Here is a 13,874-nt window from a genome sequence, read left to right as displayed (position 1 = left end):
CCAGCGCAATTCCGTGCTGACCCAATGGCTGCACCACTACAACTGGCACCGCCCTCACATGGGGATCGGTGGCCAGCCACCTATTTCCAGAGTCCTGCTGAACAACGTGGTGGGTTTACACAACTAACAGTCGACTCTACTACCGCCCCGGTCGATGAGAAGCCCGCCGCAAGGCGGGCTTTTCGCATGCGGCGTTAGAATCGCCGCACACCGTTCCTCCCACCTTCGAGTCCACCATGCAGCGTGCGTCGTCGTTCCGCCTGTTCCTGCCGTCGCTGTTGTTGACCCTGGTCGTTGCCGGCTGTGGCGACAAGGACGCGAAGGCGCCGGCGACCACGGTCACCCAGCCCAGCGCGCAGGCCGCGGCCGCCGCCGATCCCGCCGCTGCACCGTTGCTGGCCGCGCTGCAGAAGCAGCTCGACGGCTACCGCCGCATCATCGTGCTGCTGGCCGACGAGGAACAGCAGTCGGCTGCCGACCGCGGTACCTCCACGCGCGTGGGCCAGCAGCTGTTCCACGATGGCCTGGAACAGCGCACGGCCATCGCCGCGCAGTTAGACACGCTGCTGCGCGGCTCCAGTCCGCAGCGCTTCGCCACCCTCGGCACCGTGCTGGACTACATCGAGTCGGCGCCGGAACTGTTCGACGCCGACCGCCTGGCCTTCCGCGAAGTGCTGCGTGACCTGCATGAACGGGTCGGCACCGATTCGTCGCTGCCGGCGGTGAAGCTGCACCAGCGCATCGGTGAGGACCTGGAGGCGCTTGATGAGATCGAGCGCAACTACAACCAGGAACTGACCCGCATCTTCAGCCGTTTCGAGCGCACCCGCGCCATCGAACTGAAGCGTGAGAAGTGGGACGACTACATCGCCCACCTGCACAAGGACTACAGCCGCGAAGCGATCCTGCGCGACTATGGCGTGATCGAGCCGTACCCGATGTCGATGAAGGACAGCGACCGCGAGATCTTCGGCCGCGACCTGCCGGCCAAGACCGTTGTGCTCACCTTCGACGATGGCCCGCACAAGGCCTATACCGATGAAGTGGTGGCCATCCTCAAGCGCTACGACGTGCCGGGCGTGTTCTTCGAAGTGGGCCGCAACCTGGGCAAGGTCGAGGCCGACGGCAAGGTCAGCCTCGGCCCGATGGCGAAGATCAGCCGCAACCTGATGGAAGAGGGCTATGCGGTCGGCAATCACAGCCTGACCCACGCCCAGCTGTCGCGGACCACCGGTGACGCGCTGCGCCAGCAGGTGCTGGACACCGACACGCTGCTGAAGGATGTCGACAGCAAGCGCGCGCCGCTGTTCCGCTTCCCCTATGGCGCACGCAATGCCGAAGGCCTGCAGCTGCTCAACGAAGCCGGGCTGAAGTCGATCATGTGGAACATCGACTCGATGGACTGGGCCGACCCGGTGCCGGAATCGATCGTCCAGCGCGTGCTCGACCAGGTGAACAAGGAACAGCGCGGCATCATCCTGTTCCACGACATTCACGATCGTGCGGTGAAGGCGCTGCCGCAGATCCTCGACCGGCTGATCGCCGATGGCTACCAGTTCGCTGGCTGGAACGGCCGCGACTTCACGGTCGCCCGTGCGCGCAAGGGCGATACCGGTGCCGCCACCGTCACCACCGGCTACGAGAAGTCCTGGGCGATCGTGGTCGGCATCGACAACTACGCCAAGTGGCCGAAGCTGGAGTACGCCAGCCACGATGCGCAGGCGGTGGCCGATACCCTGACCGGGCAGTTCGGCTTCCCGTCCTCGCAGGTGATCGTGCTGAAGAACGAGCAGGCCACGCGCAACAACATCCTGGCTGCCTTCCACGACCGCCTGGCCGATGACCGCACTGGCAAGAACGATCGCGTGTTCGTGTTCTTCGCCGGCCATGGCGCGACCCGCCAGCTCGCCTCCGGGCGCGACCTCGGCTACATCATCCCGGTCGATTCGGACCCGAAGGAATTCGCTACCGACGCCATCGCGATGACCGACATCCAGAACATCGCCGAGAGCATGCAGGCCAAGCACGTGATGTTCGTGATGGATGCCTGCTATAGCGGCCTGGGCCTTACCCGTGGCGGTCCATCGTCGTCGTCGTTCCTGCGCGAGAACGCGCGGCGCAGCGCGCGGCAGATGCTGACCGCCGGCGGTGCCGACCAGCAGGTGGCCGACGCCGGTCCGAACGGCCACTCGGTGTTCACCTGGGTGCTGCTGCAGGCATTGGCCGGCAAGGGCGACCTCAACGGCGATGGGCTGATCACCGGTACCGAACTGGCCGCCTACGTTGCGCCGGCCGTCTCAGCCGTTTCACACCAGACCCCGGCCTTCGGCAGCCTGCCCGGTTCGCAGGGCGGCGAGTTCGTGTTCCAGGTGCCGGACAGCCAGGAGTTCCTCAATGCCGATACGCGCCAGTTGACCGCCGATGCGATCGCACTGAACAACAAGGTTGAAGCCGCCAGCGAAGCCAAGGGCAGCCAGGCGCCGGTGACGGTGGCCGACCTGCAGGGCGGCAAGGCCAAGCTGGTGGTGCCCACTGCGGGCCCGGCGTCGGATCGCCAGCGCGCGCAGCAGGCCAATGACCGCGGCCTGCAGCTGTACCGCGAGAAGCAGTACGACGAGGCGGTGGCGCAGTTCACCGAGGCACTGAAGCTGCGTCCGGACTTCGCCCAGGCCGCCAACAACCTCGGCTTCGTCTACTACCGCCAGCAGCGCTATGCCGAAGCGGCGCGCTGGCTGGAGAACACGCTGAAGATCGACCCCTCGCGTGCAGTGGCCTATCTCAACCTGGGTGATGCCTACTTCAACGCCGGCGACAAGGCCAAGGCCAAGCAGGCCTACACCACCTACCTGGCCTTGCAGCCGCAGGGCAGTGGCGCGGCACAGGCGCGCGCACAGCTGGAGAAGCTCTGAGCCATGAACGACGCGATCCGCACCGACACCATCGTCGCCATCGCCAGCGCCCCTGGCGCCGGCGGTGTCGGCCTGCTGCGCCTGTCCGGCCCGCGTGCTGCGGCCATCGCCAATGCACTGGGCGCACCTGCACTGCGTCCGCGCCACGCGCACTACGCGCGCCTGCGTGATGCCGACGGCGAGGTCATCGACGATGGCATCGTGCTGTGGTTCCCGGCACCGAACAGCTTCACCGGCGAGGAAGTGGTGGAACTACAGGGCCATGGCAGCCCGGTGCTGCTGCAGCAGCTGGTCGCGCGCTGCATCGCGCTCGGCGCGCGCCAGGCGCGGCCGGGTGAGTTCAGTGAACGGGCATTCCTCAACGGCAAGCTCGACCTGGCTCAGGCCGAGGCCATCGCCGACCTGATCGCCGCGGGCGACAACCGCGCCGCGCGCGCGGCACGTCGCTCGCTGGATGGCGTGTTCTCGCGCCGCATCGACGCCGTGGTCGAGCAGCTGGTGCTGCTGCGCATCCACGTGGAAGCGGCCATCGATTTTGCCGACGAACCGCTGGATACGCTCGGTGGCGCTCAGGTGCGGCGTGGGCTGGAACAGGCGCGCAGCGATCTGGCCCTGCTGCGCCGCGATGCCGAACGCGGCCGTCGCCTGCGCGATGGCCTGCACGCGGTGCTGATCGGTCCGCCGAACGCCGGCAAGAGTTCACTGCTCAACGCGCTGGCCGGCAGCGAACGCGCCATCGTCACCGACATCGCCGGTACCACCCGCGACACCCTGCACGAAACCATTCGCCTGGACGGCCTGGAGCTGACCCTGGTCGACACCGCCGGCCTGCGCGACGGCGGTGACGCCATCGAACGCGAAGGCATGCGCCGCGCCCGCGTGGAAATCGAGCGCACCGACCTGGCGCTGATCGTGCTGGATGCGCGCGATCCGGCGGCCGGCGAAGCAGCGCTGGGCGAGGCCGTGGCGGCGGTGCCGCACAAGGTCTACATCCACAACAAGTCGGACCTGCTGGAGGCGTTGCCAGCACTGGACGATCCGGACCGCGTGTTCGTCTCGGCTGCGACCGGCGCCGGGCTCGACGATCTGCACGCGCGTCTGCGTTCGATCGCTTCGGCCGGGGCAGGGGAGCAGGTGGATGGCGAGTTCTCCGCGCGCACGCGCCATGTGGATGCAATCGAGCGTGCGCAGGAGCACGCGCAGCGCGCCGACGGCGAGCTGGCGCACGAGCACCTGGAGCTGGCCGCCGAGGAACTGCGGCTGGCGCATGACGCGCTGGGTGAGATCACTGGGCAGATGAGTGCCGATGATCTGCTGGGAAGGATCTTCTCCAGCTTCTGCATCGGCAAGTAAGCCTTGGTAGTGCCGGCCGCTGGCCGGCAACCCAGCCGAACGAGCTCCCCGGGATCGCTACGGGGTCGGATCCCCTCCGGGGATCCGACCCCAGGTCCCCCACCTGTCACATTGCCGCCGCATACTGACGCCCATCACATACCGCTTGGGGAAGTCGCAGTGAAGTCGTGGGGTTGTGCGTTGCTGTTGTCGCTGGCCGTGGCACCATCGGTGGCCATGAGTGCTGAATCCTCCACCCCGGCCGCGCACAAGGTGTCGGTCTATGGTCATCGCGGGGCGAGCGCGTTGCTGCCCGAGCACACCCTGGCCGCCTATGCGCAGGCGATCGCCGATGGCGCCGACTACATCGAGCCGGACCTGGTGATGACCAGGGACGGGGTGATGGTGGCCCGCCACGAGAACGAGATCAGCGGCACCACTGATGTGGCCTCGCATCCCGAATTCGCCAGCCGCCGCACCAGCAAGGTCATCGACGGGCAGAAGGTGGACGGCTGGTTCACCGAAGACTTCACCCTGGCCGAGCTGAAGACCCTGTACGCGCGCGAGCGCCTGCCGGAACTGCGCAGCACCGCCTATGACGGCCAGTTCCGCATCGCCAGCCTGGACGAGATCCTCGCATTCCTTGTCCAGCAGGCCGGGCGTGCCAACCGTGGCATCGGCCTGGTACCGGAGATCAAGCACCCGACCTACTTCCAGTCGATCGGCCTGCCGATGGAAGACAAGCTCCTGACCGCGCTGCGTGGCAATGCCTATACCAACGTCGGCCCGGTCACCATCCAGTCGTTCGAGACCGCCAACCTGCGCTACCTGCGCGGCAAGATCCCGCGTGGCAGCAACATCCGCCTGCTGCAACTGCTGTGGAAGGGCGACACCCAGCCGGCCGACATCGCCAAGGCCGGTGGCAAGCTGACCTACGCCCAGATGATGACGCCGGCAGGACTGAAGGACATCGCCAGCTACGCCGACAGCATCGGCCCGGAACTGCGCTCGATCATTCCGCTGGACGCCAAGGGCGCGCTGAGCACTCCGACCACGCTGGTACAGGACGCACATGCGGTGGGCCTGATGGTGATTCCGTACACCTTCCGTCCGGAGAACCACTTCCAGGCCAGCAACCTGCGCAAGGGCGCCGACAATGCGCGCAATGCCGAGGGTTCGATTGCCGAGATGCGTGCCTATCTGGCCACCGGCATCGATGCGTTCTTCACCGATGACCCGGCACTGGGCCGACAGGCGGTGGATGGCATGGGCGCAGCGGGGAATGCGGCGAACTGACGGACTCTGGTAGATGCCAACCTTGGTTGGCACACAACAACCGCCGACCAAGGTCGGCCACTACCGGATCATGAGGGTGCCGGCCAGCGGCCGGCACTACCGGGGCATTTTCAGCCGCGCGGCTCGTCTGGCCGGCGGAATGGAATCACCACGTAGTCCTGACCTTCGCGCGGCTGCCACAGCACCGGCACGCGCTGCGGTGACGGCGGTTCCAGCTCGTCGTCGGCCAGCGGTTCGGCCTCGTCTTCTTCGTCTTCCCAGCTGTAGCGCGGGCGCGGCGGCAGCGGGTCGGCGTTGCGGAACAGCAGCGCGGCGATGATGCCGGCGAAGGCGCCGCCCATGTGCGACTGCCAGGACACGCCGTCGGCGTGCGGCAGGATGGTCATCAGCATGCCGCCGTAGAACAGCATGCCGATCAGGCCGGTGGCAATCGCTGCACGGTCGCGGCGCAGCAGGCCCAGGCTCGCCAGCAGGAACATCAGGCCATGGGTGACGCCGCTGGCGCCCAGGTGCACGCTGCCCGGATTGCCCAGCATCCACGCACCGATGCCCGAGCCCAGCCACAGCAGGGGCAGGGCGCGCACGGTGGCTTTCGGGTAGACGCTGCCGGCCAGCGTGCCCAGGATCAGGATCGCGATGCTGTTGGCGGCGATGTGCTCGACCGAGGCATGCAGCATCGGGCCGCCGATCAGGCCAAGCAGGCCCTTGGCTTCCAGCGGCGCGACCGCCCACGGCCGCCAGTCGAAGGTGCCCTGCAGGGCGAACACGGCCACCAGCACCAGCACGGCGGCCAGGCTGACATTGAACGCCCGCAGGATGCGCGAGCGGTCATTGCGGGGGGCCGGCAGGTCGCCAGCGGGCAGGGGCGCGTTGTTGTCCATACCTCAGCAATGGCGGTGACTGGCGCGAAACCAAGGCCACCGCAACGGGAGAGTGGGTGCGGCCGGCGGGACAATCCCGCCGGCCGGCCATGATCAGGTGTGGCCGGAGCCTTCCTTCGGCGGGTACTTCAGGCTCAGTACCACGGTGGCGGCGATGATCACCGCGACCACGCCCAGCGACACCGGGGTCGGGATCTTGAACAGGTCGATGATCATCATCTTGATGCCGATGAAGCCCAGCACCAGCGCCAGGCCATACGGCAGCAGGTGGAAGCGGTCGGCCATGCCGGCCAGCAGGAAGAACATCGCGCGCAGGCCCAGTACCGCGAATACGTTGGAGGTGAGCACGATGAACGGGTCGGTGGTGATCGCGAAAATCGCCGGGATGCTGTCCACGGCGAAGATCACGTCGGTGACCGCGATCAGGATCAGCACCGCGAACAGCGGGGTGAACCAGCGCACGCCGTCGCGCTTCACGCTCAGTGCGTTGCCGGCATAGTCCGGCAGCAGGCGCAGGTGCTTGCGCATCCAGCGCAGGGCGGGATTGGTCTCCAGGTCCGGCTCCTGGCCGGCGGCGAACCACATCTTCCAGCCGGTGAACAGCAGGAAGGCACCGAACACGTAAAGCAGCCAATGGAACTGGCTGATCAGCACGCTGCCGGCGAAGATCATGATCGTACGCAGCACGATCGCGCCCAGGATGCCGATGATCAGCACCTTCTGGCGCTGCTCCTCCGGCACCGCGAAGTAGCTCATGATCATCAGGAACACAAAGATGTTGTCGACCGCCAGCGCCTTCTCGACCAGGTAGCCGGTCAGGAACTCGAGGCCGACCTTGTTGGCCACCACCTGGCCGGCGGTCTCATTCAGGTAGTACCAGAGGCCCGCATTGAACAGCAGGGCCAGCGCGACCCAGCCGATGGACCACCACAGGGCCTCCTTGAAGGTGACCTTGTGCGGTCCACCATGGCGCATCAACACGAGGTCGACCAGCAGGGCGATGACCACCACCGCTGCGAAGCCGCCCCACAACCACACGTTACCGATCGTCTGCATTGGGAATGTCCGTTGGAAAGATGAATGCCAGGCCGGACGGCGAGGATCTGCAACGGAGGATCGGGAGGGGGATCCAGGGACAGAGCTTCGCCAGTACGGCGAAGGTCTCGCTCGCAGTTCCAGTCGGCTGGAACTGCCGTTGCACCGGAGCCTGCGGGCTCGAAATGACGGCGACAACGTCTGGGAGCTACTCCCCTTCTGGCGCCGATTCTGCCGTCTGGCCCCGCCGCCGTCAAATGGGGGGGCCAGGGGGCGGATCCTCAAAGGGGCTCCGACCCCATTGTCGCCACACTGCGGTCAGAGCCCCTGCGGGGATCCGACCCCCGGCGCCCGGTTTACAATGGGTGGATGAATACCCCCCTTCCGATTGTCCGCCTCAAGAATGCGTGGCGTTCCAGCCACCCGTGGATCTTCCAGAAACTGGTCGAGAAACCGACCGTCCGGCCCAAGCCCGGTTCCATCGTCGACGTGGTCGGCATCGATGGCGAGTTCATTGGCCGCGGGTTCTACAACGGGCACTCGCGCATCGCCGTGCGCATCCTCGAAAACGACCAGAACGTGCCGGTCGATGCCGGCTGGTTCTCGCGCAAGATCGCCCAGGCGGTGTCGCTGCGCCGTGAGGTGCTGAAGCTCGACGCGGTCTCCGACGCCTGGCGCGTGGTGCACAGCGAAGGCGACGGCCTGTCCGGCCTGGTGGTGGATCGCTACGGCGACCTGGTGGTGGTCGAGTTCTTCGCCGCCGGCATGTTCCGCCACCGCGAATGGATCTACGACGCCCTGCGCGAGCAGTTCCCGGGCTGCCGTTTCCACAGCTTCGCCGACGAACACGTGCAGAAGCAGGAGAGCTTCGACTTCCACGGCAACACCACCACCGAGGCGTCGGTGATCACCGAGTACGGCATCAAGTTCCGCGCCGACCCGGCCGGCGCGCACAAGACCGGCTTCTTCGCCGACCAGCGCGAGAACCGCGAGTGGCTGAGCCAGCAGGTGGAAGGCAAGAGCGTGCTGGACCTGTGCTGCAATACCGGCGGTTTCGCCGTGTATGCCGCTGCGCGTGGCGCTTCGGAAGTGGTCGGCATCGACATCGATGAGGACGTCATCCAGATCGCCAAGGGCAATTCGCGCCTGAACAACGTGCGCCCGAAGTTCATCCAGTCCGACATCTTCCCGTGGCTGCGCGACGCCGCCAACCGCGGCGAGCAGTACGACGTGGTGATCCTGGATCCAGCGAAGATGACCCGCGACCGCGACCAGGTCATCACCGCGCTGAAGAAATACCTGGACATGAACAAGCTGGCGCTGGGCGTGGTCAAGCCGGGCGGCCTGTTCGCCACGTTCTCCTGCACCGGCCTGGTGGCCGAGGACCAGTTCCTCGACATGCTGCGCCGCGCGGCGTATTTCTCCGGCCGCACGATCCAGATCCTGAAGGTCGCTGGCGCCGGTCCGGACCATCCGTTCATGGCCCACGTGCAGGAATCGCGTTACCTGAAGGCCGTGTTCTGCCGCGTGGTCGACTGACCGCGGGACGATGTAGAGGCGAGCCGCGCCACCTGATCCTGGGGGCGCCATTGTTTCGAACGCATCGCAATGCGCGGGAAGCTGGCCGCTGGGCCGTGAATACGATTCATGCTCGACTCGCGGTGCCTGGCAGCCGAGCGTGAGCTCGACTCTACAAATCTGCTGGCTGCAGCGCTATGGTCGGGCTCTTCCCATTGCCGGTGAGAGCCCATGCCATCGTTGCGCCACCTGTCCGTCGTGCTTGCCCTGGCGCTGTGTGCGCCGCTGTCGGCTCATGCCATCGAGTTCAGCGCACAGGAACTGGCCCGCGCCAAGGCGCTGCAGCAGCGCCTGGTCACGCTCGACAGCCACCTGGATACGCCGGCCAATTTCGGCCGGACCGGCTTCGACATCGAGCAGCGCCACGACCGCAACGCACTCTCGCAAGTGGACTACCCGCGCATGGTCGAGGGCGCGCTGGACGGTGGCTTCTGGGCGATCTACACCGATCAGGGCGACCGCAGCCCAGCCGCGCACCTCGCCGAGCGTGACCATGGCCTGCAGCGGCTGCTGGAGATCCGCGAAATGCTGGCCGCCAATCCCGAGCGTTTCGCGCTGGCATTGACCGCCGATGACGCGGCACGGATCAAGGCCGCCGGCAAGCGCGTGGTCTACATCAGCATGGAAAACGCCAGCCCGCTGGTGGAAGACCCCAGCCTGCTCTCGTTCTACCACCGTGCCGGCCTGCGCCTGCTCAGTACCGTGCACTTCGCCAACAACGAGTTCGCCGATTCGGCCACCGACCCCAAGGGAGCGGAATGGAAAGGCCTGAGCCCGGCCGGCAAGGTCCTGGTGCAGCAGGCGGTGAAGCTGGGCATCGTGATCGACCAGTCGCATGCGTCCGACGCGGTGTTCGATGACCTGCTGGCAATGATGCCGGTGCCGTTCGTGCTGTCGCACAGCTCAGCCAAGGCGGTCTACGACCACCCGCGCAATCTTGATGATGCGCGCCTGCGCAAGCTGGCCAAGGCCGGCGGCGTGATCCAGGTGAACGCCTATGGTGGCTACCTGATCGACACCGCAAAGACGCCCGAGCGCAAGCAGGCCGAGGAAGCGCTGAGCAAGCAGCTGGGTGGCTGGGAAGGCATGGGCATCGAGCAGGGCGTCGCCCTGCTGAAGGCCGAGCAGGCGCTGGACCACGAACACCCGGTGCGCCATGCCAGCCTCGACGACTTCTTCGCCCACTTCGAGCACATCCTCAAGGTGGTCGGCCCCGAGCACGTGGGCATCGGCCTGGACTGGGATGGCGGCGGTGGCCTGAGCGACCTGCCCGATGTCAGCCAGCTGCCGAAGATCACCGCGTGGCTGCTGCGCAAGGGTTACACCGAGCAGCAGATTGCCGGCATCTGGGGCGGCAACCTGCTGCGGGTGATGCGCCAGGCGCAGGACTATGCGGCAAAGCAGGGCGGTTGACCGCCCTGTGGTAGTGCCGGCCGCTGGCCGGCATTGCCCGTATCAACAGGATGAGAGGTGCCGGCCAGCGGCCGGCACTACCGGTGATCCGGTTATTTCGCGATCAGCGCGTGGCGACGGCTGTACAGGAAGTACAGCACCAGGCCGGCCACGTTCCACAGCAGGAAATACAGCTGGGTGGTGTGCGGCAGGCTGAGGAACAGGTAGATGCAGCCCAGTGCGGCCAGCGGGCCGACCACGAAGGCCAGCGGCGTGCGGAACGTGCGCTCGCGGTTCGGCTCGCGCAGGCGCAGCACCACCAGGCAGATGCCGACGGCGGTGAACGCGGCCAGGGTACCGGCGTTGGCCAGCGCGGCAATCTCGTCCAGGCGCGCCACACCGGCCAGCGCCGACACCACCACTGCGGTGAACAGCGTGGTCGCCACCGGCGTGCCGGTGCGCGCGTTGACCTTGGACAGGCCACGCGGCAGCAGGCCATCACGGCTCATCACGAAGAAGATGCGGCTCTGGCCGTACAGGAAGGCCAGCAGCACGGTCGGCAGGGCGATGATCGCGATCACGCCGATCACCATCGCCGCGGTCGGATGGCCCAGCTGGCGCATGATCAGCGCCAGCGGCTCGGCGCTGTGGCCAAACACGGCGTAGCTCATCGCACCCACGGCGGCCAGCGCCACCAGCACGTAGACGATGGTGCAGCCGATCATCGAACCGATGATGCCGATCGACAGGTCGCGGCCCGGGTTCTTGGTTTCCTCGGCGGCGGTGGAGATCGCATCGAAGCCGTAGAAGGCGAAGAAGATGATCGCCGCCGCTGCCATCACGCCGTGCTCGACGCCATCGGGGCCCATCGACTTGGCGAAGCCATACGGCATGAACGGCTGCAGGTTGGCGCTGTCGAAGGCGGGCAGGGCCACGGCCACGAAGATAGCCAGCGCGATCAGCTTGAACACCACCAGGATGGCGTTGAGGGTGGCGCTTTCCTTGGTGCCGGCCATCAGCATGCCGGCCACCAGCCAGGTGATGATGATCGCCGGCAGGTTGATCATGCCGCCTTCCACGTGCGGGCCGGCCGCCAGCCAGGCCGGCAGGTGCACGTTCCAGCCGAACTGGGTGTGGACCCATTCGAGGAAGCCGACGAAGTAGCCGGACCAGCCCACCGCCACCGTACTCACCACCAGCGAGTACTCCAGGATCAGACTCCAGCCCACCACCCAGGCAAACACCTCGCCCAGCGCACTGTAGCTGTAGGTGTAGGCACTGCCGGCGGCCGGCATCATCGTCGACAGCTCGGCGTAGGACAGCGCCGCACAGGCGCAGACCGCACCGGCGATGGCGAAGGAGATCAGCACGGCCGGGCCGGCCAGGTTGGCACCGACGCCGATCAGTGTGTAGATGCCGGTACCGACGATGGCGCCAATACCCAGCGCGATCAGGTGCGGCCAGCTGAGCGTCGGGATCAGACGCCTGCCGGCCTCGTGGACGGTGACGGAATCTAGGGACTTGCGCCGGAACAGGGACATGCAGGCCTCGGAAGGGGTGACTAAGAACGACAAGTTCCCGAGTGTGACCGAACGCAGCGCAGCATTACCACTGACGGGGGTCATGCATGGCGGGGCGCGCGCTGCACCCCGGCCACGCTGCCGGAATCGGCACAAATGCTGGCAGGGTTCGAAATGATTCGATCCCTCAAGGCGAGCCCGGAGGCGATTGAAGTACGAGAGCAGGGGCCAGATCGATGCTGACCCGCTGCGGATCGATCACCGGCGCCGCACCTTGGGTTCTCAACTGGGCCACCAGCACTTCGAAGCCATGCGCGCGGCCGAACGCGTGCTCGTCCAGGGTCAACGGCAGCAGCTGCAGGAAGTCGAATCGTCCCGATGGCAGTTGCTGGGGTCCCGGAAAGTGCAATGACGGAACGAAGACGGCCGCCTGCAGCATGCTCCCTGCGTGATCCACCGGCCCCCCCAGCTTCAGCCTGTCCCATGGCGCCAACGGATTGCCGGGCATGCGCGAGTGGCACAGCAGCAGGTGGTACGCGGTGAACCAGCGCAAGGTGGTCAGCGCCCACGTCGCTTCATCCTGCGTCTCAAGCATCAGTTCGATGCCCCACCCCGAATCTCCATCTTCGTGCCGCCCTTCCCAGGGGTTGGACAGGCCGGTGCTGACATAGATCCAGTGCCGTCGATCACCGTGCGGAGGGCACGCATTGACGCCGACATGCAGCCAGCGCGGGTCGATCTGCTCCTGCTTGAAGACGTTGCGCAGCAGATCCATGTCGAGGGGGTAGATCCCCGGTCCGGTATCGCCGAACAACCGCCGGTACAGCGTCTCCTCCCGATACTCCCAGCTGCGCTCCAGCAGGGTGTCGTCGTCGATGGTGCTCACTCAGCCACCCTGCCGGGCCAGCGGCAGCCGTCTTCCTGCCAGGCTTCGGGGTCGTCGTGGAAGGTGGTGCTGCGGCCATCGCGGGCGCGTTCGTAACGCAGATCCAGCACCAGGGCACCCTGCGTGCTCAGCAGGTAGCGGCCGTTGAGGCGTCCGTCGATGCGTTCTTCCCAGACGCTGTCGAACTGGTACGGGCGATCTTCGGCCAGCACCGTGGTCTCCATCGAGATCCGGTGCAGGGGCAGGCGCTCGCGCTGCCCGGCGTAGCGCACATCGGCCCGGCCGTCTTTCAGCCAGCGCCATTCCAGGTGGATGCTGTCATTGCGACCGCCGCTCAGGCAGCGATGGTCCTGCACGGTGGTGCCAGAGGCGGTGCCGGCGAGCAGTAGTGCGACCGCGGTTGCCAGCCAGGCCTTCATCCGTTCAACCCCAACCGGATGCCGAACCCGACAAGGAACAGGCCGGCCACCCGGCGCAGCGCATCGCTGATGCGCGGATGCTGGATCAACCGGCGGCGGGCCAGGTTGCCCACACCGATCAGCATCGAGCAGTAGGCGATGCTGACCACCAGGATGATGCCGGCCAGGGCCGCGAAGGTGGCGATGCCCTGGTGCGCCTTCGGATCGATGAACAGCGGCAGGAAGGCCATGTAGAACAGGATCGCCTTCGGGTTGAGCAGGCTGACCAGGATCGCCTGCTGGAAGTAGCGGCCCGGCTGCATGCGGATCGGGCCGGCGTCACCGCCCTCGTGCTTCGGCGTGCGCAGCAGGCTGATGCCCACCCATACCAGGTAGGCCGCACCCAGGTACTGCACAGCGTGGAAGACCAAGGGGTTGGCCTTCAGCAGTGCGGCGACACCGGCCAGCGCCAGCCACATCAGGATCTGGTCACCGACCAGCAGGCCGGCCAGTGCGGTGTAGCCGCCGCGCACGCCGCCACGGCCGGTGGCGGTCAGCAGGGTGAAGGTGCCGGGGCCGGGCAGGGCGAGAAACACCAGCACAGCGACCAGAAACGTCCACAGGTCCTGGATGCCCATCCACGGCAT

Annotated in this window: 12 protein-coding genes; 6 read left to right on the top strand and 6 right to left on the bottom strand. The window is 66.7% G+C overall.

Going from position 1 to position 13,874, the window contains the following annotated elements; genetic code table 11:
- The 4 genes from AC5P9F_RS17940 to AC5P9F_RS17925 form a co-directional block, all read left to right on the top strand.
- The coding region (locus AC5P9F_RS17940) for an integrase core domain-containing protein (protein WP_146257439.1) at positions 1-127 on the top strand (127 nt) is incomplete at its 5' end.
- Between the two features lie 109 nt (positions 128-236).
- Positions 237-2,909 (top strand): polysaccharide deacetylase family protein, encoded by a 2,673-nt coding sequence (locus AC5P9F_RS17935; RefSeq protein WP_495232011.1) that lies wholly within the window; start codon positions 237-239, stop codon positions 2,907-2,909.
- A 3-nt stretch (positions 2,910-2,912) separates the two neighbouring features.
- Complete coding sequence (gene mnmE / locus AC5P9F_RS17930) at positions 2,913-4,262, top strand: tRNA uridine-5-carboxymethylaminomethyl(34) synthesis GTPase MnmE (protein ID WP_495232010.1); 1,350 nt, start codon at positions 2,913-2,915, stop codon at positions 4,260-4,262.
- Between the two features lie 159 nt (positions 4,263-4,421).
- Entirely contained in the window at positions 4,422-5,537 is a 1,116-nt protein-coding gene (locus tag AC5P9F_RS17925; protein ID WP_005411724.1) for a glycerophosphodiester phosphodiesterase, read from the top strand.
- A 110-nt stretch (positions 5,538-5,647) separates the two neighbouring features.
- On the opposite strand, the gene AC5P9F_RS17920 is transcribed toward AC5P9F_RS17925, so the two are convergent.
- Both AC5P9F_RS17920 and AC5P9F_RS17915 read right to left on the bottom strand, forming a co-directional pair.
- Positions 5,648-6,418, bottom strand: a complete 771-nt coding sequence (locus AC5P9F_RS17920) for a rhomboid family intramembrane serine protease (protein WP_012481682.1) — start codon at positions 6,416-6,418, stop codon at positions 5,648-5,650.
- A 93-nt stretch (positions 6,419-6,511) separates the two neighbouring features.
- The gene (locus AC5P9F_RS17915) at positions 6,512-7,474 is read right to left on the bottom strand and encodes a TerC family protein (protein WP_062606442.1); all 963 of its coding nucleotides are present in this window, start codon (positions 7,472-7,474) and stop codon (positions 6,512-6,514) included.
- Positions 7,475-7,822: 348 nt separating this feature from the next.
- On the opposite strand from AC5P9F_RS17915, the gene AC5P9F_RS17910 reads away from it, so the two are divergent.
- The gene (locus AC5P9F_RS17910; RefSeq protein WP_005414966.1) at positions 7,823-8,992 is read left to right on the top strand and encodes a class I SAM-dependent rRNA methyltransferase; all 1,170 of its coding nucleotides are present in this window, start codon (positions 7,823-7,825) and stop codon (positions 8,990-8,992) included.
- 210 nt (positions 8,993-9,202) lie between these two features.
- On the top strand, positions 9,203-10,444 hold the full coding sequence (locus tag AC5P9F_RS17905) for a dipeptidase (protein WP_099529642.1): 1,242 nt from the start codon (positions 9,203-9,205) through the stop codon (positions 10,442-10,444).
- 92 nt (positions 10,445-10,536) lie between these two features.
- On the opposite strand, the gene AC5P9F_RS17900 is transcribed toward AC5P9F_RS17905, so the two are convergent.
- The 4 genes from AC5P9F_RS17900 to leuE form a co-directional block, all read right to left on the bottom strand.
- Positions 10,537-11,964 (bottom strand): amino acid permease, encoded by a 1,428-nt coding sequence (locus AC5P9F_RS17900; RefSeq protein ID WP_005411719.1) that lies wholly within the window; start codon positions 11,962-11,964, stop codon positions 10,537-10,539.
- A gap of 166 nt (positions 11,965-12,130) precedes the next feature.
- Positions 12,131-12,829 carry a suppressor of fused domain protein gene (locus AC5P9F_RS17895; RefSeq protein ID WP_005411718.1) on the bottom strand — a complete coding sequence of 233 codons (699 nt, stop codon included), beginning with the start codon at positions 12,827-12,829 and terminating at the stop codon, positions 12,131-12,133.
- Positions 12,826-13,248 carry a hypothetical protein gene (locus tag AC5P9F_RS17890; protein ID WP_005411717.1) on the bottom strand — a complete coding sequence of 141 codons (423 nt, stop codon included), beginning with the start codon at positions 13,246-13,248 and terminating at the stop codon, positions 12,826-12,828. The genes AC5P9F_RS17895 and AC5P9F_RS17890 overlap by 4 nt, the downstream gene beginning before the upstream one ends.
- On the bottom strand, positions 13,245-13,874 hold the full coding sequence (leuE, locus tag AC5P9F_RS17885) for a leucine efflux protein LeuE (protein WP_005411716.1): 630 nt from the start codon (positions 13,872-13,874) through the stop codon (positions 13,245-13,247). Before leuE ends, AC5P9F_RS17890 begins: the two co-directional genes overlap by 4 nt.

The sequence above is a fragment of the Stenotrophomonas sp. YJH_SMC_4 genome, from assembly GCF_059371575.1.
The sequence above is the reverse complement of the archived record's forward strand: the minus strand, read 5'-3'. Positions and strand labels throughout refer to the sequence as shown.